Raw genomic sequence first — 21161 nt, forward strand, 5'->3', positions numbered from 1 at the left:
TCGCGTGCGGGTGGGGGTGATCACTCTGCTGGTCCTCCAGTCACTTGACGGCTCCACTGGTGATTCCGGACACGATCTTTCGCTGGCCGACGAGGAACACGGCGACCATGGGCAGGCTCATCACCACGACGTACGCGAAGACGAGATGCCAGTTGTTGAGGTAGAGCTGGGCGCTGGCGACCTGGTAGAGGTTCAGCGGGAGGGTGGCCCGCTCGCCGCCGCCGAGGACGAAGAAGGCGTAGAAGATGTCGCTCCAGGCGTAGAGCATGACCATGATCGTCGCGGTGGCGATGACCGGCCTGAGCAGTGGCAGGACGATCCGTACGAAGATCCGTGACGGCTTCGCCCCGTCGATCCGTGCCGCCTCCTCCAGTTCCACGGGGATGGCGCGGATGAAGCCGGTCATGAAGAAGATCGACGTCGACAGATACATGCCGGTGTAGACGGCGATCATTCCGGGCCGGGTGTTCGCCAGGCCCAGCTGTCGCAACTCCATCACGATGGTGATGACGGCGGGCGGCAGCAGCAGTCCGCTGATGCACAGCGCGTACGCGGCCGACACCAGCTTCGACTTCCTGCGCGCGAACACCCAGGCGGCGCCCGCGCCGAGGATCAGCACGAGGACCACCGAGGGCACCACGACCAGCAGCGAGTTGAGGAACCCGCGCAGCATCTGGCCCTGGCTGACGGCGTTCTCGTAGTTGCTGCCGGGCTGCCACTGCCCCGGCAGGTCCAGGTTGGGCTTGATGGCCTCGGCCTGCGGCTTGGCCGAGGTGACGGCGACCAGCCACAGCGGTACGCCGACGGCGAGAGCGGCGAGGAGGAGGACGAGGGCGGGGCGGCCGTACCGCCAGGCGACAGACGGGCCCGCAGTGGTGGTGCTCACAGCATCTGCTCCCTTCGCCTCAGGCCGACCACCAGCGGGATCGCGACAGCGACGACCACCAGGAACAGGACGAGGCTCATCGCGGAGGCCTGGGCGTACAGGCCCTGTCCGAAGATCCGGAACATGTAGATGTTGAAGACCTCCGTGGAGGCGGCGGGGCCGCCGCCCGTGGTGGCCTGCACGATGTCGAAGGTGTTCATCGAGCCGATCAGCGCGGTGGTGACGTTGAAGGTGACGGCCGGCGCGAGCATCGGCCAGCGCACCGACCAGAAGGTCCGCCAGGGCCCGGCGCCGTCCATTCGCGCGGCTTCGAGCATGTCGCCGGGGATGCCCTTGAGCCCGGCGAGATAGATCAGCATGGACAGGCCCATCCACTTCCAGCCGTGGATGAGGGTGACCAGGACCAGCGTCCACGTCGTCGAGCCCAGCCACGGAACGTCCGTGCCGAGGACGGAGTTGACGGCGCCGTCCTGGTCGAGCAGGGCCTGGAAGACATACCCGGTCGCGAGCGCCGAGATCAACACCGGCAGGAAGAAGACCGCCCGGAAGAACCGGTTGAACCGGCTGTCGTCCTCCAGCAGCAGCGCCAGCACCAGCCCGAAGCCGTTCTGGAACAGCGCCGCCAGCAGCGCGTACAGCAGGGTCGTGCGGATCGCGCGCAGCAGCGAGCCGTCGTCGGCGATGGTCCGGAAGTTGTCGAGGCCCGTGAAGGCGATGTCCGGGTGGTACGAGGACCAGTTGGTGAACGAGTAGTAGAAGTTGAGCAGGTTCGGTACCAGGAAGAAGCCCGCGAAGACGACGATCGCGGGGAGCGCGAACCACCAGGGGTGGTGCACGGCGGCGCGCGGCAGCCGTCCGACTCTCTTCCGCGTGCCCTCCACGGGCAACTGTTTGCGCGTACGTCGCGTGCGTATGGCTGTGTCCGCCATCGGTTTGTCCCCGCCCCGTGGTCGTCTTGGTCGTCTAGAAGCCCGGCGCGCCCTGGGCTTTGGCCACCTGCGCGAACTGGTCCTGGATCGCCTGCGCGACCTGCTGCGGGTTCTTCTTGCCGAAGATCATGTCGGCGAGGTAGAGGTGCGTGTCGGGGGCGACGATCGCCTTGGCCTGGAAGACCCCGATGGCGCCTGGCAGGGCCGCGACCTGCGCCTCGGACGTCTGCGGGAGGCCGTCAGGGGTCGGCACGGACGGCTGCACGGACGGGATCTTCATCGCCTTGATGTAGTCGGGGTAGTCGGGGCCGAGCCAGAAGGCGAGGAACTGGCGGGCCGCGTTCTGCCGCTTGTCGTCACCGGTCTTGAAGGCGACGACACCGTTGGTCTGGTCGGGCGAGTACATGCCGGTGGCGGAGGAGTTGGCGATCGGGAACCAGCCGATCTTCTGGTCGATGTCGGCGGTGGAGTGCTTGGCCTGCAACTGGCTCTGGAAGGAGGTGACGTTGAGGACCATGCCTGCGTCGCCCTTCCACAGGGCGTCGGCCTGCCCGGTGAAGGTGCCGGTCCGGTAGTTCTTCTGGGCGAGCCCGGCGTCGAGGAGCTTGTCCTTGTACTTCTTGACGGCGTCGACGACGACCGGGTCGGTCCACTTCTCCTTGTTCTCGTTCAGATCGGCCCACCACGAGTTGGCGAGGTCGGTGAGCTGGACCTGCATCTGCCACTGCAGGGGCCACTTGTCGCCGCCGGCCTCGTAGAAGGCGGCCGCGTCGGTCTTGTCGACGACCTTGTGGCCCAGCGCCAGCAGTTCGTCGTACGACTTCGGGAAGTCCTTCTCGGTGAGTCCGGCCTGCTGGAAGACGTCCTTGTTGTAGTAGACGCCGAGCATGGCGGGGCTGGTGACGATGGCCGCGTACCGCTTGCCGTCGATGACGCCGAGCGACTTCTCGGTGTCGCCGAGCTTGGACACCCACGGCTCCCCGTCGAGGGTGAGGAGGTTCTGCTGCGGCTGGACGAAGGGCAGCGTGGAGATGGACGGCTGCCAGAACATCAGGTCGGGCCGGTCGCCGGAGGCCAGCTTGGTCGGCACGTTCTGCTCGTACAGGTCCGGGATGGCCTGGGTCTCCACCTTCGCTCCGGTGGCCTTCTCGAACGCGTCGATGACCTGCTTGGGCGCGTTGACGGTGTTCTGCGCGGTCCACATGGTCAGCTTCACGCCGTCCAGGCGGGCGGTGGGATCGACTGCCGTCTTCCTCGCGTCCGGGCCATTGCTGCCGGAGTCGCCCGCGGTGGGGTCGCTGCAGGCGGTGGCGGCCAGGCCGACGGCGCAGAGGAGCGCCAGAGTGGGGAGGGCTCTTGTCTTCATCGCGCGCCTTTCGAGAACGGTGGTTCAGGGCAGGGCAGGATTCGGAACGGATTCGGAACGGATTCGGAACAGCGGTGCTCGTGCGGGGAGGGTCAGCCCCTGGCCGAGGGCGGCCCCGAGCTCTCCCGCACCACCAGTTCCGGTACGGAGACGGGGTGCGGGGCGATCTGGGCGGACTTCTCCAGCACACCGTGCAACAGGGCGAACGCGGCCCGTCCGAGGCCGGTGAAGTCCAGGCGTACGGTCGTCAGCGACGGGGTGAGATAGGCGGAGTGCGGGGCGTCGTCGAACCCGGCCACGCTCACCTCTCCGGGCACGGACCGGCCGGCCTCGTGCAGGGCGCGGAGCACCCCGAGCGCGAGGTCGTCGTTGCCGCACAGGATCGCGGTGACGGCCGGGTCCTTGGCGAGTTCGCGGCCCGCCGCATGACCACCCGCTGGGCCCCAACTCCCCTGCACGGGGCGGGGTTCGGGCGCTCCGGCCTCCTTCAGCGCCTGACGCCAGCCGGTGGTACGGGCGCTGGTGCGGCGGGTGCTGGACGGGATGGCGACGTAGTGCACGGTCTCGTGGCCGAGGGAGAGCAGATGACGGGTCGCCTCGTGAGCGGCCTCGCGGTCGTCGGTCCACACCCAGGGGCGGTCGCCACCGGGCGGGCTCGCGGGAGTCTCGACGACGCCGACGACCGGAAGTTCGGCCGGGACGGCGGCCAGGGCCCGTACGCCCGCCGGATCGTAGGCGATCACGATCAGTCCGCCGCCGGCGTCCGCGGCCCGCTGCACCTCGGCGGCGACGGCGGGTTGCTCCGCCGATTCGAGGACGCCGATGCCCACCGCGTACGACGCGGCACGGGCGGCCTCCTCGACGCCCCGGAGGATCGAGGCGTAGCCGTAGTGGGTGGTGTTGGCGGTGAGTACGGTCACGGCCCTGCTGCGTCCGCTGGCCAGGGCGAGCGCGGTGGCGTTGCGCCGGAAGCCCAGTTCGTCGATGGCGGCGAGCACCCGTTCGCGAGTGGACGGCTTGACGCTGGGATGGCCGTTGATCACCCGGGAGACGGTCTGGTACGAGACTCCGGCGGCGGTCGCGACATCCCGGATGCTCGCCGGGCGCCTTGTGTGACCGGTCACATTCATGCCAGGATTGTGACCGGTCACACATGGGCCGTCAAGAGACCGTAACGAGGGATTCACGCGAGCGCGTCCGACAGTCCGGCAGTCCGGCGTGTGGGCGGCGTACGGATGGGGCGGCTCAGAAGGGGGTAGCACCTTGACCGACATGGCGGAGGCAACGACGAGTGACCCCGACTTCCCGCACACGGCGTTCACTTGGGGCCACCCGGCCCTGAACGCCGAATTCGCGACGGCCGGCGACGGAACCCTGCGGCTGGTGCGGCTGGGAAGCTCCGGTGACACTGGTGGTACTGGTGGTACTGGAGGTACTGGTGACGCTGTGGACCCCGAAACCGCGCTGCCGTTGGTCGAGTTGACCGCCCTGGGCCACGGCAGCGGCTGGTCAGGGCCCCGCTTCACCGGCACGGCCTTCGGTACGCGGCTCGCGTACCGGGGTCACGACAGCGGCAGCGGAGCGGGCTGGGAGTGGCTCACCGTCGAACTCCACGATCCGGCAACGGGATTGACCGCGTTCGTCGAACTGTCCTTCCCCACGGGGCTGCCGGTGCTCCGCTCCCGTGTCCGACTCCGCAACGAGGGAACACAACCCCTCGTCCTCCAGTCCGTCAGCAGCCTGCTGCTCGGCGGTCTGCCCTCCCCCGGCGCACTCGACGTGCACCGGGCCCGCAACGACTGGCTCGCCGAGTGCCGTTGGTACACGGAACCCCTGCGCGACACCGTCGCCGACATCCACGTGGACGCCCACCAGCACGACAGCCGCGCCGCCCTCGTCCTCACCGGCCGCGGCAGCTGGCCCACCGACGGCCACCTGCCGATGGGGGCGCTGACGGAGCGGGGCGGCGGCCGGACCTGGCTGTGGCAGATCGAGTCCCCGGCCGGCTGGCGCTGGGACCTGGGCGAACGCGCCCACGGCACGTATCTGGCGCTGAACGGCCCCACGGACGCGGAACACCAGTGGCGGGTCCGGCTCGCCCCGGGCGAGGAGTTCACGACCGTCCCGGCGGCGCTGGCCGTGGGCTCCGGCCTCGACGACGCGATGGCTGCCCTGACCTCGTACCGCCGTGCAGTGCGCCGCCCGCACCCGGACCACACCACACTCCCCGTCGTCTTCAACGACTACATGAACACCCTCATGGGCGACCCGACGACCGAGAAGCTGCTGCCGCTGATCGACGCGGCCGCCGACGCCGGAGCGGAGTACTTCTGCATCGACTCCGGCTGGTACGACGACGACACCGAGGGCTGGTGGGACAGCGTCGGCGAATGGCTGCCCTCGCCGCGCCGCTTCCCCGACGGCGGCCTGAGGGCGGTCCTGGATCGCATCCGCGAGCGCGGCATGGTGCCAGGGCTGTGGCTGGAGCCGGAGGTCGTCGGCGTCCGCAGCCCGATCGCGTCGGCGCTCCCTCCGGAGGCCTTCTTCCAGCGCGACGGCGTGCGCCTGGCCGAACAGGGCCGCCACCAGCTCGACCTGAGGCACCCGGCCGCCCGCGCGCACCTCGACAAGACGGTGGACCGGATCGTCGGGGACTGGGGCGTGGGCTATCTCAAGCTGGACTACAACATCGTGGTCGACCCGGGGACGTGCGCCCCTGGTGATGTCTCACCGGGCGCCGGGTTGCTGGGCCACGCCCAGGCCTATCTGGACTGGCTGTCCGGCGTCCTGGACCGGTACCCCGGGCTGGTCGTGGAGAACTGCGCGTCCGGTGGCATGCGCATGGACGGCGCCACCCTGGCCGTCACCCAACTCCAGTCCACCAGCGACCAGCAGGACCCGCTGCGCCTCCCACCGATCGCCGCCGCCGCGCCGACCGCGGTCCCGCCCGAGCAGGGCGCCGTCTGGGCGTACCCGCAGCCCGAGTACGACGCCGACCTGATCACCTTCGCCCTCGGCGGGGCACTGCTCGGCCGCATCCACCTTTCCGGCCACCTGAACCACATGTCGGAGCACCAACTCGGGCTCGTACGGCACGCGGTGGAGACGTACAAGGCAATCCGCGCCGACCTCGCACGGGCCGTGCCGTTCTGGCCGCTCGGTCTGCCAGGGTGGACGGACGAATGGGTGGCGCTGGGGATGCGGGTGCCGGGCGGGCCGTCGTACGTGTCGGTGTGGCGGCGGGGCGGGCAGAGCGAAGTGGGGCACCGCGAAGTGCGGCTTCGGCTCGGGCACTTGGCGGGCGGGGAGGTCCGTACGGCCCGTACAGTCCGTGCGGAGATCCTGCACCCGTCGGCTCCGGTCGCCGGCTCGGCGGTCTGGGACGGGGACGGCCTGCGGGTGTCGCTGCCGCGCACGCCCGCCGCGCTGCTGATCCGTCTCGACGCGCCGACCCCGTGAGCGAAGGCACTACTGGGGCGGGGGCGGGCGCCGGCCCGTCGTCCCCTGTCCGGGGTCGCCCGCTCCCGGCTCCGCCAGGGCGGACAGGGCCTGGAGGCCCCTGAGGAAACCGTCGCGGTCCGCGGCCGGCAGCTGGGCGAGCAGCCGGTCCTCGCCCTTCTGGATCGCGGTCTGGACGGTGTCCCGCAGGCGTCGGCCCTCCTCGGTGAGGGACAGCAGCCGCGCCCGCCGGTCCTTGGGGTCGGGCCGACGGGCGATCAGTGCGCGGCTCTCCAGGTCGTCGAGGACAGCGATGATGCGGGTCTTGTCCGCCCGGATGGCCTCGGCCAGGGCGGCCTGGGTACGGATCGGTGTCTCGTCGAGGTGCAGGAGCACGGCGTACGCCCACATCGTCAGCCCGTGTGCGTCGAGGACCGGTTGTTCCGCGGCCATCAGGGTGCGGAGCAGCGGCGCGACCATCTCGGCGAGGTCGGGCCGGGTCGGCCGTCCACCCGACGGGATGTCACCGGTGCCTCCCTGGACTGCGTTCTCGGCCATGGTCAAGAACATACCGGTTGACAATTGATAAGCTTAAGCACATCGTAAGCACATGCCTACTAATCCCCTCGGGGACCTCGACCGGTTACGGCACCTCGACGCGCAGGCGGTCCGGGACAGTGTGGCCCTGGTCCGCCAGGTGACCCCGGACGACCTGCTCCGCCCGACGCCCTGCTCGGAGTGGACACTGACCGGCCTGCTCGCCCATATGACGGCCCAGCACCGCGGCTTCGCGGCGGCCGCCCGCGGGCACGGCCGGGACCTCGCGCACTGGAGGGTGCGCCCGCTCGCCGTCGACGCTGCTGCCGCCGCCGCAGAGTACGGCCAAGCGGCGGAGCAGGTTATCGCCGCGTTCGCGACCGTGACCGCCCCCGACCGCCCCTTCGTCCTCCCCGAACTGCCTCCCGTCCAGAGGTTCCCGGCTGCTCAGGCCATCGGCTTCCACCTTCTCGACTATGTGGTCCACAGCTGGGATGTCGCCGTCAGCCTGGGCCTCACCTACGAACCCGGGCCCGAACTCCTGGCCGCCGCACTGCCCGTGGCCCACGCCGTCCCGGACGGCGACTACCGCCTCGCTCCGGACAGCCCGTTCCGGCCGGCACTGCCCGCGGACGACGAGGCGAGCACGCTGGAACGGATCCTGCTGGCCCTGGGTCGCTCGCCGGGTCGCTCGTCAGGTCTCTCTCCGGACCGGAGCGGCCCCTCCGGCGACACGGCACCCGGCTCGCACCGGGGTCTGGCCGTCCGGGACACGCCATGCTGAGGTCCTCGTGGACCGCCGGTCAGGCTCACGGCCACAGCGGCCCGGTGCTGGTCAGCGTCACCGACTTCACACTCGACAGGCTCAGGGACCTGCCGGGCGTCTACGGTGAGGCCCGCCGGCTGGCGGCGCACTGGCCGGAGCTCGACGGGGCGTACGGGATGTGGCTGTGGACGATCCCCACCGCCCGCCGGTGCGGAGCCGTGGCCGTCTGGCGCGACACGGCCGCCCTGCACGGCTTCATCGCCTGGCCGCCCCATGTCGCCGTCATGCGCGCTTACAAGGGACGCGGCACGCTGGCCTCCGCCACCTGGCAGGCGGACGGATTCGACCCGCGGGCCACCTGGAGCCGGGCGCAGGCCGCGCTGAGGACGAAACCCCCGGAGGGCCGAAGCCGTGGGAACGGAGTCGCCGGGGCCGGGCACGGCCACTGAACCGCCCGGGCCGGTACCGCGTGGGGGACGGCACCGGCCCGGGCCCTCGCTCAGCTGCTGCTGACGGTCAGGTTGTTCGTGGTGAAGTCCAGGCCGCCGGACGACGAGGTGATCTCGTAGCCGAACTGGACGTCGCCGATGGTCTCGTTGCCGAACCAGCCCTTGGTGTCCTTGATCCACTTGAGGATCGGGAGGATGTTGACGGTGCCGGAGTTGGAGTCCGAGGTGCGCAGGAACGAGAACACCTCGTTGGAGCCGTTGTTGCCCTTGTAGACGTTCCAGGTGTGGCCGCCGAGGGTGGCCGAACCCTGCGGGGTGCCGAGCGGGCCGACGGCGCCGTTGTAGTTGACCCAGAGCATGATCTCGTAGTCGTAGTCCGTGTCCCAGATGTCGTACGAGGTGTTGTACGCGCCCGAGGACGGGACGGTGACGTTGTAGCTGCTGGTGAGCGAGGCGATGGAGGTGATCGGCTTGTTGATCACCTTCTTGGAGTTGGGGTAGGACTTGATGCCGCCGGTGTTGGGGTGGTCGGCCCAGACGCCCCAGTTGGTGCCGGAGTTGGCCCAGACGCACTGGCTGCCGGCGCCGGAGCCCCAGATGTTGTTGTAGAGCGTGTAGCCGTTCAGGTTCGTGTTGCCCCACTGGTCGCAGGAGTTCCAGATGGCGGCCGAGGCGGGGGCGGAGGCGAGACCGACGGTGGCGCCGACGGCCATCGCCGGCGCCAGCACCGCCATGGTGATCTTGCGCAGTGTGCTCTGTGTGCTCGTGCTCTGTGCGCTCTTTGCCATGGTGTCCCTTCCATGGGTGGGGGGAATTGCGGAGAGAATTGCGAGGGAGATCACCACGCCTCAGGTGAGGACGTGGTCTTCTCCGGCGGCGGGACCGAGTTGCCCGGCGCCGGAGGAAGCGGTGGGTGCCGGAGGAAGCGGTGGGTGCCGGAGGAAGCGGTGGTGCCTCGGAGGCGCGTTCATGGCTTCAGCACCGCCACGCCGTACCGGTCGAGGACCAGCGAGCCGGTGACCGTCGCCCCGGTCAGCAGGTCGCGGTGGGTGCCCGGCACGTCGACCGTGATCTCGTCGCGCCCGTGGTTGAGCACGAAGAGGAGATCGCCGCGGCGGACCGCCTCCACCTGCGCGGGCAGCCCGTCGAGCACCGGCCGTACGCCCGCGCCGTCCGCCACACCCGCCAGCAGGTCACGCAGCGCGGCGGGTTCGGGCAGCGTGGACACGTACCAGGCGCGGCCCTTGCGCAGGACGGCCGGCAGCCCGTCCAGCTCGCCGCCCTTGTAGCGGGCGACCACGTCCGCGTCCGCCGCCTGGAGTTCCTCGGACCACAGGGTGCCGTGGAAGCCCTCGCACTCGGCGTGCTCCCCCGCGTCGAGCGGCCACCACTCGTGCAGCGTGCGGATGCCGAACAGCTCCCGTAGCCGCGCGTCCATGCCGCCGGGCCGTACCCTGTCGTCCTCGTCGGACACTCCGGTCAGGAAGCCGCAGACGAGGGTGCCGCCGCCGCGTACGTAGGCGAGGAGGTTCTCGATCGCGGCGTCGCCCAGCAGGTAGAGCTGCGGTACGGCGACGAGCCGGTACGAGGACAGGTCGTGCTCGGGGTGGGCGAACGCGGTGGTGAGGTGGGCCTCCCACAGGGCGCGGTGCCAGGCCCGTACGACCTGCGGGTAGTCGACCTCGGAGGAGAGCCGGCCGTCCTGGGCGCCGGCCCACCAGGAGTTCCAGTCGTGGAGGAGGGCGATGTCGGAGGTGATGTGATGTCCTGTCACTTCTTCGCCGATCAGAGACAGTTCGGCGCCGATCCGCTTGATCTCCTGGAACGTACGACCCTGCTCCCCCGCGTGGCCGACCATCCCGGAGTGGAACTTCTCGGCGCCCTGGCGGGACTGGCGCCACTGGAAGTAGCAGACGGCGTCGGCGCCGCGGGCGACGGCCTGGAGGGACCAGAGGCGGTTGAGACCGGGCGGCTTGGGGTGGTTGACGCCTCGCCAGTTGACGGCACCGGCGGCCTGTTCCATGAGCATCCAGGGACCACCGCCCGCCTGGGAGCGGGTCATGTCCTGGACCAGGGCGCCGTTCTGCGCTCCGAACGGGTCGCGCGGGTCCGGGTAGAGGTCGACGGAGACGACGTCCTCCTCCTCGGCCCACCGCCACGCGTCCTGGCCCACCCACATCGGCATGAAGTTGGTGGTGACCGGGATGTGCGGGGTGTGCCGGCGGACGATGTCGCGCTCGATGACGTAACACTCCAGGAGCATGTCGCTCGTGAAGCGCCTGAAGTCCAGGACGTGGGTGGGGTTCTTCATGTAGTGGGCCCGGCGCGGCGGCAGGATCTCGTGCCAGCCGTCGTATCCCTGACCCCAGAACGCCGTGCCCCAGGCCTCGTTGAGGGCGTCGAGCGTGCCGTATCTGTTCTGGAGCCAGCGGCGGAAGGCGGCGGCCGCCTCGTCGCCCCAGTCGTAGGTGCAGTACTCGTTGTTGATGTGCCACATGGTGAGGGCGGGGTGGCTGCCGTAGCGGGCGGCGAGGTCCTCGGTGATGGCGGCGGCGTAACGGCGGTAGGTGGCGCTGGAGTGGGAGAAGTGCTGGCGGGAGCCCCACCACTCGGTCTGCCCGTCCTCGTCGCGCGGCAGCGTCTCGGGGTGGAGGCGGCCCATCCACGGTGGGGGCGAGGAGGTGGGGGTGGCGAGGACGACGCCGATGCCTCCCGCGTGCATCAGGTCCATGAGCGTGTCCAGCCAGCCGAACTCACGTACCCCCGGGCGCGGTTCGAGCTTCGCCCAGGAGAAGACGCCGAGCGTGACGGAGTTGACGCCTGCCTCCTTCATGAGGCGTACGTCCTCGTGCCAGACCTCCTCGGGCCACTGTTCGGGGTTGTAGTCGCCGCCGAAGAGAATGCGGCCGCGGGTGGCGGAGGAGAGGTCCGGCCTCGCCGCCCGCGCTCCGGGTGCGTCCTGCGCGTCGCTGCCGGGGGTCATCGGTCGAGCTCCCCGTACGGGATACCGCGGCTCGGCTGCGTGGTGTGCGGCTGCATGGTGTGCAGCTGTGTGGTGTGCATGACATACCTCGTTCCACGGGGAGCTAGCGGCGGGGCGGGGCGGGTCGTGGCCGGGCACCCAGCGGGGCGTCCCCGTGGGTTCCGCCGTGTCCGGCCGGGTGACAGGCACGGCCGGACACAGCGGAGTTCCGGGGGCGCGGCCGGGGTGTCAGCCCTTGACCGCGCCGGTGAGCATGCCCTTCTTGAAGTGCTTCTGGACGAAGGGCGAGAGGACGGCGACAGGGAGCAGCGCCATCACCATGACCGCCATTTGGATGGCGAGCGGGGAGAGCTGTCCGGTGTTGATCTGGGCGGTCAGGCCCACCGGGCGTTCCTGCTTCTGGACGAGCTGGATCATGACGTTCTGCAGCGGCATCATGTCCTGGTCGGTGAGGTAGATCGACGCGTTGAACCAGGCGCTCCAGTAGCCCACCGCGTAGAAGAGGGCGATCACCGCGAGGACGGCGCGTGAGAGCGGCATGACGATCTTCCACAGGATGCGCCAGTCGCCGGCGCCGTCGATGCGGGCACTGTCGATCAGTTCCTGGGAGATGCCCATGAAGAACGAGCGCAGGACCAGGATGTTGAAGACGCTCACGGCGCTGGGGAGGATCAGCGCCAGGTAGGTGTCGGTGAGACCGAGGGCCTGCACCAGCAGATAGGTCGGGATCAGGCCCGCGCCGAAGAACATGGTCGCGAGCAGCGTCATCAGGATCCAGCGGTGGCCGAGCGAGCCGCTGCGGGAGAGGCCGTACGCGCTCAGCACCGACACGGCCATACTGAACAGTGTGCCGACGACCGTCACGCCGATGCTGACAAGAGCGGCCCTCTGCACCTGGCCGCCGCTGAGGAGTTCCTGGTAGGCGACGAAGGTGATGCCCTTGGGGACGACCACCAGACCGCCGGCCTCGTCGATGGTCTTCTTCGACTGGAGGCTGGTGACGATGACGACCCACAGGGGGAAGAGGATCGCCAGGCAGGCGATGCCGAGGACGAGGCCCTTGCTCGCCAGGCCGGCCCGGGACGGCTCCTCCTCCCAGACGGGGCGCGGTGGTGCGGCCCAGGGGGTCGGCTTCTTCGGAGCCGACTGTGCCGGCCGCTCGCCGGCCGGCTGGTCGAGGACGGCGGTCACTTCTTGTACACCCCCTGCTCACCCATGAGATGGGCGACCTTGTTGGCGGTCAGCACCAGTGCCAGGCCGACCACGCCCTTGATGAGGCCCGCGGCGGCCGCGTAGCTGAAGTCCTGGTTGCGGATGCCGTTCCACCACACATAGGTGTCGAGGACGTCGGAGGCGTCGACACCCACGGCCTGCCGTTGCAGCAGTAGTTGCTCGAACCCGACGGTGAGTGCGTCGCCGACGCGCAGTACCAACAGGAGGGCGATCACCGGGCGCAGGGCGGGCAGCGTGATGTGCCACATGCGCCGCCAGCGGCCGGCGCCGTCCATGGCGGCGGCCTCGTACAGGTCGTTGGAGACGGACGACAGCGCGGCGAGGAAGACGATGATGCCCCAGCCCGCGTCCTTCCAGATGGTCTCGGCCGTGACCAGGTACTTGAAGATCTCCGGGTTGGTCATCAGGTCGAAGCCCTCGTAGCCGTGCCGGCGGAGGGTCTGCGCGATGATGCCCGCGCCGCCGAAGATCTGCATGAAGACGGTGACGACGAGGACCCAGGAGAAGAAGTGCGGCAGATACATGACCGCCTGGGCGACCGCCCGCACCCGGGGCCTGACCACGCTGTTGATGAGCAGCGCGAGCAGGATGGGGACCGGGAAGAACAGCACCAGTTGCAGGAAGAACAGCACGAACGTGTTCTGCACCGCGTGCCAGAAGCCCGAGTCCGCGAAGATCCGCTCGAACTGCTCGAAGCCCACCCAGGGGCTCTGGAAGATGGCGCTGAAGCCGTTCTCGCTGAGGTACGGGTCGTACTCCTGGAAGGCGACCACGTTGCCGAGGATCGGTATGTAGTTGAAGACCAGGATCAGCAGCACCGCCGGCAGCACCATCAGGAGCAGCGTGCGGTCGCGCCTGAATCTGAGCCGGAGGCTCAGCTTCCCCGAGTTTCCCGAGCGTTTCCTGTCCCGGAACCGGAACCGGAACCGGAACCAGGACTGGAACCGGGACCGGGGTCCGGCGGCGCCGCCGGACCCCGCCGGAGTCTTCGCGGGGGTCTCCGCCTCGGCCGCGGACCGAGGCACCGTGCTGTGGGACACGGCCTTCTCCTTGCCTCGGCCCCGGATCAGTTCGCCGAACCGGTGTCGTCGAGCAGCTTCTTGTACCAGTCGCGGAGTTCGTCGCCGCCCTTGCTCTTCCAGTCGGACACGGCCTGCTGCACATCGCTGATCTTCTTGCGGCCGCGCACGACGTCGTCCTCGAGCTGCTCGAAGCTGTCGGCGAGGTTGGCCCAGCGGTTCGGCTCGGTGACGGTCAGTCCGAAGAAGGAGGACTTCATGGTGAAGGCGCCCATGCGCTGCTGCCACTCGACCATGCCCTTGGTGACGTCGGGGAAGTCGGGGTAGGCGATGTACGGGGCGGGGTTGCCGGTGTAGTCGAAGGCGCCGTTGACCTCGTTGACGCCCTGGGTGGTCTTGACCGGCAGGCCCTTCTCGGTCTCGTAGTCCGTGCCCTCGACGCCGTAGGCGGTGAGCATGAACTCCTTGGTGCCGTACGGCGCGGCGCAGAAGTTGCAGACGGCGAGGAAGTCCTTGATCTGCTGCTCGGACGCCGTCTTGCTGATGAAGGTGAAGATGTTGGCGGGCTGGACGGCCCACAGCTTCGGGTCGCCGCCGTCGGGGCCGAAGATGTCGAACGCGGCGATCTCGAAGTCCGGGTTCTGGGTGCGCTGTTCGGCCGTCTTGCCCCACCAGTCGGAGATGTTCTGGCTGTAGACCAGCACCTGTCCTGCGGTGAGGCGGTTGCCCGGGTTGCCGCCCGCCTTGCCGGAGACCGCGTCCGGGTGCACCACCTTGGCCGCGTAGAGCTTGCGCGTCCACTCCAGGGCTTCGAGGTACTCCTCGGTCTCGATGCGGTTGACGAGCTTGCCGCCGTCCATGTTCCACCACAGCGCCTTGTCGCTGCCCGACAGGACACCGAAGACGTTGAACGCCGTCCACTTCATGTCGTCGCAGGCCCAGACCTTCGATCTGGCGTCGGTGGCCTCCTTCGCCCAGGACAGGAACTCGTCGGGGCTCGTCGGGACGCTGTACCCCTTCTTCTCGAAGAGGTCCTTGCGGTAGAGGGGCGCGATGTCGGTGACCTGCGGGGCGGGGAACGGGATCGCACGGAGCTGCCCGCCGAAGATGCCGCGCTGCCAGGCATCGGTGGGGACGGCGGCGAGGTTCGGGTAGTCCCTGACCTTGTCGCCGGACAGGTAGGGGCCGAGGTCGGCGAACTTGGCGTTGATGGCGCCGGGGATCTTGCCGTTGAGGTTCCAGCCGGGCACGACCACGACGTCGGGGATGTCGCTGGAGGCGAGGACCGCGCCGAGCTTCTCGTCGTAGGTGACGCCGTCCTGGTTCCGCCAGGTGACCTCGACGCCGATGGCCTCGTTCATGGCCGTGTAGTACGGGTTGTCGTCCTTCGGCGGGGTCCCCCAGAACGGGGACATGATCTTGAGCTTGCCGCCGCTGCCGAGCTTCTTCGTCACCGAGGTCTTCAGGTCCGCGGTGGCGATCGCCTTGCTGAAGCCGGCCGCCGATCCGTTCTTCGCCGGGATGTCGGGCGCCACGACGGTCGAGGCCACGTACGCCGGGAGGATCTTCGCCGCGTCCTTCCCCGAGGTGGTGCCGTCCTTGCTGCCCGACTGCGAGCCGCCGCAGGCGGACAGCAGCGGCACGCCTCCGGCCACCGCGGCTGCGGCGACCGCCGTGGAGGCGAGGAAGCTTCTCCGGCTCGGAGCGGAAGTGGCGGAGTTCGGCGTCATTGCGTCAACCCTTCATGCCTTCATGGCGCACACCAGGACACACGGCGAGAAAGCCGTCGGCTGCGGTGTCTTGAGTGGAACTGGCTGTGCTGAAGCGGTGAACGTCGGAGGGGTGTGAGCACGCGAGGCGCATCCTCCGCAGTCGAAGCGCTTCGATGTTGCTGCGAGGTTAAGTGAACCCGTGGGGGTGCACAAGAGTCGATTCCACAATTCCTCGGAGGTGTGGAGGAGCGGACCGATCAGTTCCAACCCCGCATATGACGGTGAGGAAACGAACCTGTTGCGCCTTGGTCTCTTGACACCCACCCTCGGGTCGAATGAGCATCGAAGCGCTTCGAAAGCGCCACGCCGCTCCATCGCAAGGGGACCCACATCGTGACCGCACAGACGCCGCCCACGCCGCCTTTCCGCGATCCGCAGCTGCCTCTCGCGAAGCGCATCGACGACCTTCTCGGACGGCTCACCCTCGACGAACGGATCGCGTTCCTGCACCAGTTCGCACCAGCCGTCGAGCGCCTGGGTATCGCCGCGTTCCGCACCGGTCAGGAGGCGCTGCACGGCGTGGCGTGGATGGGACCCGCCACGGTGTTCCCGCAGGCGGTCGGGCTGGGCGCGACCTGGAACGAGGACCTCGTACGACGTGTCGGCGAGGCGGTGTCGACGGAGGTCCGCGCCATGCGGGCCCGCGACGACCGCGTCGGCCTCAACGTGTGGGCACCCACGGTGAACCTGCTGCGCCACCCCCTGTGGGGCCGGGGCGAGGAGGGCTACTCCGAGGACCCGAAGCTGACCTCGGCCATCGCGACGGCGTACACGCGGGGCCTGCGCGGCGACCACCCGGCGTACTGGCGCACGGCCCCGGTCCTCAAGCACTGGCTGGCGCACAACAACGAGACGAACCGGGACACCACCTCCTCCTCGGTCCGCCCGCGCGTCCTGCACGAGTACGACCTGCGCGCCTTCCGCGAGACCGTGCGGGCGGGGGCGGTGGCCGGGGTGATGCCCGCGTACAACCTGGTCAACGGCCGCCCCAACCACGTCTCGCCGCACCTGAAGGAGCACCTGCGCATCTGGACCGACGAGGACCTCCTCGTCTGCTCGGACGCGGGCGCCCCCTCGAACCTGGTCGACTCGGAGCACTACTTCGACACCCACGAGGAGGCCACGGCGGCCGCGATCCGCGCCGGCGTCGACAGCTTCACCGACCACGGCACGGACAGCTCGAAGACCGTCGCACGCGTCCAGGGCGCCCTGGTCCAGGGCCTGCTGACCGAGGACGACATCGACGGGGCGGTCCGCCGCCAGCTCTCCGTCCGCTTCCGGCTCGGCGAGTTCGACCCCGGATCCGGTCCCCACGCCGGCGTCGGGGACTTCGACACCCCTGCCCACCGCGCCCTGGCCGAAGAAGCAGCCGGTCAGGCGATCGTCCTGCTCAAGAACGACGACAACCTGCTTCCGCTCCCCGAGGACACCCGCATCGCGGTCGTCGGCCTCCTCGCCGACGAGTGCAAGCTCGACTGGTACAGCGGCACGCTCATCCACCGCTCCACCCCGTTGGAGGGCCTGTACGACCGTTTCGGCGCCGAACGCGTCACCTTCGCCGAGGGCGTGGACCGCATCCGCCTCAGGACGTCCTCGGGAACGTACCTCTCGGTGCCGGAGGCCGCCGACGCGTCCGACGAGGCACGCGGCGCGGAGGGCGCCCTCGACCCCGCGCTCCTGGCGGGCCGCACGGACCTCCCCCCGCTGACCACCGACGCGACCGGCACCGTCCTCGCCCTCGTCGACTGGGGCGACGGCGTCCTCACCCTGCGCGCCCCGGACGGCCGCTGCCTCTCGGTCGCCGACGACGGCTACGTACGCGCTTCCGCGGACCAGCCGGGCGGCTGGGTCGTACAGGAGACGTTCCGTCTGGAACGCCACGAATCCCATGAGGACGGTCACCTCCTCAGGCACATGGGGACGGGCCTGCACGTCTGTGTCGCCGCGGACGGCGTGAAGGTTGCCGAGGAGAACGGCGAGATCTTCACCCTGGCCGTGACCGAACGCGGTGAGGAATCCGTCGCGAGGGCCGCGTCCGAGGCGGACGCCGTCCTGGTGGTCGCGGGCAACGACCCGCACATCAACGGCCGCGAAACGCAGGACCGCACCACCCTGCGCCTCCCGGAACACCAGGAGCGCCTGCTCCGCGCCGCCCGCGCCGCGAACCCGGACACGGCCCTGGTGCTGACCTCGTCCTACCCCTACGCCGTGGACCACGAGGACCTCCGGGCCGTCCTGTGGACCGCGCACGGCGGCCAGGCGGCGGGCACCGCCCTGGCCCGCGTCCTCGCCGGGGACGTCTCCCCTGCGGGCCGCCTCCCGCAGACCTGGTACGCCGCCGACTCGGACCTGCCCGACCTGCTCGACTACGACGTGATCGGCAGCCGCCAGACGTACCTGTACTTCGAGGGCACGCCCCTGTTCCCCTTCGGCCACGGCCTGTCCTACGCGGAATTCACGTACGAGAACCTCACCCACTGGGTGACCGGCGACGAGGTGAAGGTGACGTTCACGCTCACCAACACGAGCGAGCGCACAGCCGACGAAGTGGCCCAGCTCTACCTCAGGGCCGTGAACCCGTCGGTCCCGCGCCCGCGCCGCGAACTGGCCGCCCACCGCCGCGTCACGCTCGCCCCCGGCGCCTCGACGGACCTGACCTTCCACCTCCCCCTCTCCGCCTTCGAGTTCTGGGACGTGGCCCACAGCCGTCACCGCCGGGAGCCCGGCGCCTACGAGCTTCTCGTGGGGGCCTCCAGCGAGGACATCCGCCTGACCACCACGATCGACCTCGACGGCACCCCGGCGGCGCCTCGCCCGATCGTCGAACTCGGCCTCAACGCCGCCGACTTCGACGACCAGCGCGGCACGCAGATCGTCGACCGCACAAAGACGTCGGGCGACGCCGTGACACCCACCGCCGACGGAACGGGCGAACTCCTCTTCCACGACTGCGACTTCGAAGCCGGAGTCTCCGAAGTGACCATGGAGGCCGCGGGAGAGGGCGCCATCGAGTTCTCCCTCAACGGCGGCCCGGTCCTGGCGGTCCTGAACCTCTCGCCCACCGCGGGCCCGTACGACTACGCCACCCTGAGCGCCGGGATCGTGGCCACCGGCGTGCACGACGTCCATCTGAAGCTGCGCGGCCCGCTGCGGCTCGCGCACGTCGGCTTCTCCGGTTGAGGGTCCGGACAAGGCCGACACAACAAGGGGTCCGGCACCGGAAGGCATCGGTGCCGGACCCCTTCGTCCCGGGACACACCCGGAGACTACATGAAAATGATTGTCACAAACAGAACCGCGCCGTCGAGCCGGATCAGAGCTGAATCCCGGTCAGCACCATGACCCGCTCGTACGTGTAGTCGTCCATCGCGAACTTCACGCCCTCACGCCCGACACCGGACTGCTTCACACCGCCGTACGGCATCTGGTCGGCGCGGTAGGACGGCACGTCCCCGATCACGACACCGCCCACCTCCAAGGCGCGGTGCGCCCGGAACGCGGTCTGCAGGTCATGCGTGAACACACCGGCCTGCAGCCCGTACTTGGACTCGTTGACGGCGGCGAAGGCGCCCGCCTCCCCCTCCACACGCTGCACGGTGAGAACGGGCCCGAAGACCTCCTCGCACGAGATCGTGACGTCCGCCGGCACCTCGGTGAGCACGGTCGGCGCGTACGAGGCCCCGTCCCGCTTCCCCCCGGTCAGCAGCCGGGCCCCGGCCCCGACGGCCTCCTCGACCCAGGCCTCCACCCGCCGCGCGGCGTCCTCACTCACCAGCGGCCCGACATCGGTCGCTCCGTCGGACGGGTCCCCCGTCACCTGAGCCTCGACGGCGGCGACGATCCGCGGCACCAGCCGCTCGTAGACCTCCGCGTCCGCGATCACCCGCTGCACGGAGATGCAGGACTGCCCGCCCTGGTAGTTGGAGAAGGTGGCGATACGCGTGGCGGCCCAGTCCAGATCCGCATCGCTCGCATAGTCCGCGAGGACGACAGCGGCGCCGTTGCCCCCCAGCTCCAGGGTGCAGTGCTTGCGCGGCACCGAGTCCATGATCGCGTAGCCGACCTTGTCGGACCCGGTGAACGAGATGACCGGCAGCCGCTCGTCCTGCACGAGCGAGGGCATCCGCTCGTTCGGCACGGGCAGCACGCTCCAGGACCCCGCCGGCAGCTCGGTTTCGGCGAGCAGTTCCCCGATGAGGAGCGCGGACAGCGGGGTCGCGGGCGCGGGCTTCAGAATGATCGGCGTACCGACCGCGAGGGCGGGCGCGACCTTGTGGGCGCACAGGTTGAGCGGGAAGTTGAAGGGCGCGATGCCGAGCACGACGCCCTTCGGGAACCGCCGCGTGAAGGCGAGGCGCCCCTGGCCCCCGAGATCGGTGTCCAGCCGCTGGGCCTCACCGCCGTTGAACCGCCGCGCCTCCTCGGCCGCGAACCGGAACACCGACACGGCACGTCCGACCTCACCGCGGGCCCACTTGACCGGCTTGCCGTTCTCGGCCGAGATGAGCTGCGCGATCTCCTCGGTCCGTTCGACCAGCCGCCTGCTCACGTGGTCCAGGGCGGCGGCGCGTACGTGGGCCGGGGTGGCGGCGAACTCGTCCCGCACGGCGTACGCGGCGGCCACGGCCTCCTCCACCTGGGCGTCGGTCGGCAGGCTGACCCTGCCGACGAGTCGGCCGTCCCACGGTGAGGTGACATCGAAGCCGGTGTCGCCGGTCGCCTGGCGACCGGCGAGCCAGAAGGCGTGGGTGGCAGTCATGGTCCGGCCCTTCCGCGTTCGAAACGTACGTTCATGACCACGGTAGGTCCGGCTGCCCGCCAGGTCGTTTGTCCGAGTCGTAAAACTCTTCGCTCCGGACGCGCCGATTTGTCGTGATCGCCGGTGGGTTTGTGAGTCTCGTCTGCCGGGTTCTGTCCGTGGGCGGCTGCGGGTCCGCCGTGGCCTGTCACGCCCACGCGGCGGAGCCGCATATTCAACACAGCCCCGCGCCCCTAAAAGCACGGGCGCGCCCGAGGTCTCGACCGGGCCGTCCACGCACCGGCAGCCGCGTACGTGCGGCAGGGGGTGTGTCGGGAGGTGTCCGCCCGCGGCGGCCGGCGTCCGCCGCCGGGCATCCTCACCACACCACAGAACCGCCGGACCGAGGACGGAGACCTTCCGGCGCGCCCCCGACCCACGACACACGCGTAGGCGACGCGAACCCCCACGGCGGAAAGCCAAAAGCCATCAGAACGCCAGCCACCCGCCCCGGCCCAACCGCCGGAGGCACCCCGCAGCCCGCCTAGTCCGCCACCCCCGCCGTCGCCTTCAGGGCCAGCCACAGTTCCATCCGCACGTCCGGGTCGTCCAGCGAACGGCCCAGGATCTCCTCGACCCGCCGCATCCGGTACCGCAACGTATGCCGGTGCACCCCGAGATCCGCCGCGGCCGCGTCCCACTGCCCGTGCTTCGACAACCAGGCCCGCAGGGACGCCACAAGATCCCCCCGCCCGGTCGCGTCGTGCTCGCGCAGCGCCCGCAGCAGCCCGTCCGCGAACGCCCGCACCGCGTCGTCGGCCAGCAACGGCACCACGGACCCGGCCGCCAGTTCCTCGTGCTCCACGAACGCCCGCCCCCGCCGCCGGGCCACCGACAACGCCTGCTCGGCCTGCTTGTACGCGGCCCCCGCGGCGATCGGCCCGGCAGGCGCCGACAGTCCGACGGCCAACTCGTCCTCCTCACCCGCCCCCGCGTCACGCACCGCGGTGGCGGCCCGCGCCGCCTCCAGCCCCAGCGCGAACTC

General features: G+C 70.0%; 16 protein-coding genes. 4 read left to right on the forward strand and 12 right to left on the reverse strand.

All coding sequences use genetic code 11. The annotated features are described in order from the left end of the window. Positions 1 to 40 precede the first annotated feature (40 nt). The 4 genes from FPZ41_RS20315 to FPZ41_RS20330 form a co-directional block, all read right to left on the reverse strand. Positions 41 to 886: a carbohydrate ABC transporter permease gene (locus FPZ41_RS20315; protein WP_322620485.1), complete on the reverse strand. Its 846-nt coding sequence runs from the start codon at positions 884 to 886 to the stop codon at positions 41 to 43. Next, positions 883 to 1815, reverse strand: coding sequence for a carbohydrate ABC transporter permease (locus tag FPZ41_RS20320; RefSeq protein ID WP_152864582.1), 933 nt, complete (start codon positions 1813 to 1815; stop codon positions 883 to 885). Before FPZ41_RS20320 ends, FPZ41_RS20315 begins: the two co-directional genes overlap by 4 nt. A gap of 34 nt (positions 1816 to 1849) precedes the next feature. Next, positions 1850 to 3181, reverse strand: a complete 1332-nt coding sequence (locus FPZ41_RS20325; protein ID WP_152864583.1) for an ABC transporter substrate-binding protein — start codon at positions 3179 to 3181, stop codon at positions 1850 to 1852. Between the two features lie 92 nt (positions 3182 to 3273). Continuing rightward, positions 3274 to 4311 carry a LacI family DNA-binding transcriptional regulator gene (locus tag FPZ41_RS20330; protein WP_152864585.1) on the reverse strand — a complete coding sequence of 346 codons (1038 nt, stop codon included), beginning with the start codon at positions 4309 to 4311 and terminating at the stop codon, positions 3274 to 3276. A 142-nt stretch (positions 4312 to 4453) separates the two neighbouring features. On the opposite strand from FPZ41_RS20330, the gene FPZ41_RS20335 reads away from it, so the two are divergent. Beyond that, positions 4454 to 6640, forward strand: coding sequence for an alpha-galactosidase (locus FPZ41_RS20335; protein WP_152864587.1), 2187 nt, complete (start codon positions 4454 to 4456; stop codon positions 6638 to 6640). A 9-nt stretch (positions 6641 to 6649) separates the two neighbouring features. Here FPZ41_RS20335 and FPZ41_RS20340 read toward each other — a convergent pair whose 3' ends face one another. Then, a complete protein-coding gene (locus FPZ41_RS20340; protein WP_152864589.1) occupies positions 6650 to 7177 on the reverse strand; it encodes a MarR family winged helix-turn-helix transcriptional regulator in 528 nt (175 codons plus the stop codon). A 52-nt stretch (positions 7178 to 7229) separates the two neighbouring features. On the opposite strand from FPZ41_RS20340, the gene FPZ41_RS20345 reads away from it, so the two are divergent. Both FPZ41_RS20345 and FPZ41_RS20350 read left to right on the forward strand, forming a co-directional pair. Next, a complete protein-coding gene (locus tag FPZ41_RS20345; protein ID WP_152864591.1) occupies positions 7230 to 7940 on the forward strand; it encodes a TIGR03086 family metal-binding protein in 711 nt (236 codons plus the stop codon). Then, positions 7934 to 8371, forward strand: coding sequence for a hypothetical protein (locus FPZ41_RS20350; protein WP_152864593.1), 438 nt, complete (start codon positions 7934 to 7936; stop codon positions 8369 to 8371). Before FPZ41_RS20345 ends, FPZ41_RS20350 begins: the two co-directional genes overlap by 7 nt. A gap of 50 nt (positions 8372 to 8421) precedes the next feature. Here the strand turns inward: FPZ41_RS20350 and FPZ41_RS20355 are convergent, their stop codons facing one another. The 5 genes from FPZ41_RS20355 to FPZ41_RS20375 all read right to left on the reverse strand — a co-directional run bounded on the left by FPZ41_RS20355 (position 8422) and on the right by FPZ41_RS20375 (position 15336). Continuing rightward, positions 8422 to 9159, reverse strand: coding sequence for a glycoside hydrolase family 12 protein (locus FPZ41_RS20355; RefSeq protein ID WP_152864594.1), 738 nt, complete (start codon positions 9157 to 9159; stop codon positions 8422 to 8424). A 179-nt stretch (positions 9160 to 9338) separates the two neighbouring features. Then, positions 9339 to 11354 carry a beta-galactosidase gene (locus FPZ41_RS20360; RefSeq protein WP_152864596.1) on the reverse strand — a complete coding sequence of 672 codons (2016 nt, stop codon included), beginning with the start codon at positions 11352 to 11354 and terminating at the stop codon, positions 9339 to 9341. A gap of 228 nt (positions 11355 to 11582) precedes the next feature. Beyond that, positions 11583 to 12545 (reverse strand): carbohydrate ABC transporter permease, encoded by a 963-nt coding sequence (locus FPZ41_RS20365; RefSeq protein ID WP_322620486.1) that lies wholly within the window; start codon positions 12543 to 12545, stop codon positions 11583 to 11585. After that, positions 12542 to 13627: an ABC transporter permease gene (locus tag FPZ41_RS20370; protein ID WP_322620487.1), complete on the reverse strand. Its 1086-nt coding sequence runs from the start codon at positions 13625 to 13627 to the stop codon at positions 12542 to 12544. The genes FPZ41_RS20365 and FPZ41_RS20370 overlap by 4 nt, the downstream gene beginning before the upstream one ends. 26 nt (positions 13628 to 13653) lie before the next feature. After that, a complete protein-coding gene (locus FPZ41_RS20375) occupies positions 13654 to 15336 on the reverse strand; it encodes an extracellular solute-binding protein (protein WP_152864598.1) in 1683 nt (560 codons plus the stop codon). 375 nt (positions 15337 to 15711) lie between these two features. On the opposite strand from FPZ41_RS20375, the gene FPZ41_RS20385 reads away from it, so the two are divergent. Then, positions 15712 to 18558: a glycoside hydrolase family 3 C-terminal domain-containing protein gene (locus FPZ41_RS20385; protein ID WP_322620488.1), complete on the forward strand. Its 2847-nt coding sequence runs from the start codon at positions 15712 to 15714 to the stop codon at positions 18556 to 18558. Positions 18559 to 18691: 133 nt separating this feature from the next. Here the strand turns inward: FPZ41_RS20385 and FPZ41_RS20390 are convergent, their stop codons facing one another. After that, positions 18692 to 20137: an aldehyde dehydrogenase family protein gene (locus FPZ41_RS20390; protein WP_152864600.1), complete on the reverse strand. Its 1446-nt coding sequence runs from the start codon at positions 20135 to 20137 to the stop codon at positions 18692 to 18694. A gap of 523 nt (positions 20138 to 20660) precedes the next feature. After that, on the reverse strand, positions 20661 to 21161 hold a 501-nt coding region (locus FPZ41_RS20395), incomplete at its 5' end, for a PucR family transcriptional regulator (protein WP_194236153.1).

Source organism: Streptomyces acidicola (genome assembly GCF_009377235.1).
GTDB lineage: Bacteria > Actinomycetota > Actinomycetes > Streptomycetales > Streptomycetaceae > Streptomyces > Streptomyces acidicola.

Excerpts from the sequence above, each read along its gene's own strand:
- FPZ41_RS20320 (WP_152864582.1), bottom strand. The coding sequence starts at position 1,815 with ATGGCGGACACAGCCATACGCACGCGACGTACGCGCAAACAGTTGCCC.
- FPZ41_RS20325 (WP_152864583.1), bottom strand. The coding sequence starts at position 3,181 with ATGAAGACAAGAGCCCTCCCCACTCTGGCGCTCCTCTGCGCCGTCGGC.
- FPZ41_RS20330 (WP_152864585.1), bottom strand. The coding sequence starts at position 4,311 with ATGAATGTGACCGGTCACACAAGGCGCCCGGCGAGCATCCGGGATGTC.
- FPZ41_RS20335 (WP_152864587.1), top strand. The coding sequence starts at position 4,454 with ATGGCGGAGGCAACGACGAGTGACCCCGACTTCCCGCACACGGCGTTC.
- FPZ41_RS20340 (WP_152864589.1), bottom strand. The coding sequence starts at position 7,177 with ATGGCCGAGAACGCAGTCCAGGGAGGCACCGGTGACATCCCGTCGGGT.
- FPZ41_RS20345 (WP_152864591.1), top strand. The coding sequence starts at position 7,230 with ATGCCTACTAATCCCCTCGGGGACCTCGACCGGTTACGGCACCTCGAC.
- FPZ41_RS20350 (WP_152864593.1), top strand. The coding sequence starts at position 7,934 with ATGCTGAGGTCCTCGTGGACCGCCGGTCAGGCTCACGGCCACAGCGGC.
- FPZ41_RS20355 (WP_152864594.1), bottom strand. The coding sequence starts at position 9,159 with ATGGCAAAGAGCGCACAGAGCACGAGCACACAGAGCACACTGCGCAAG.
- FPZ41_RS20360 (WP_152864596.1), bottom strand. The coding sequence starts at position 11,354 with ATGACCCCCGGCAGCGACGCGCAGGACGCACCCGGAGCGCGGGCGGCG.
- FPZ41_RS20375 (WP_152864598.1), bottom strand. The coding sequence starts at position 15,336 with ATGACGCCGAACTCCGCCACTTCCGCTCCGAGCCGGAGAAGCTTCCTC.
- FPZ41_RS20390 (WP_152864600.1), bottom strand. The coding sequence starts at position 20,137 with ATGACTGCCACCCACGCCTTCTGGCTCGCCGGTCGCCAGGCGACCGGC.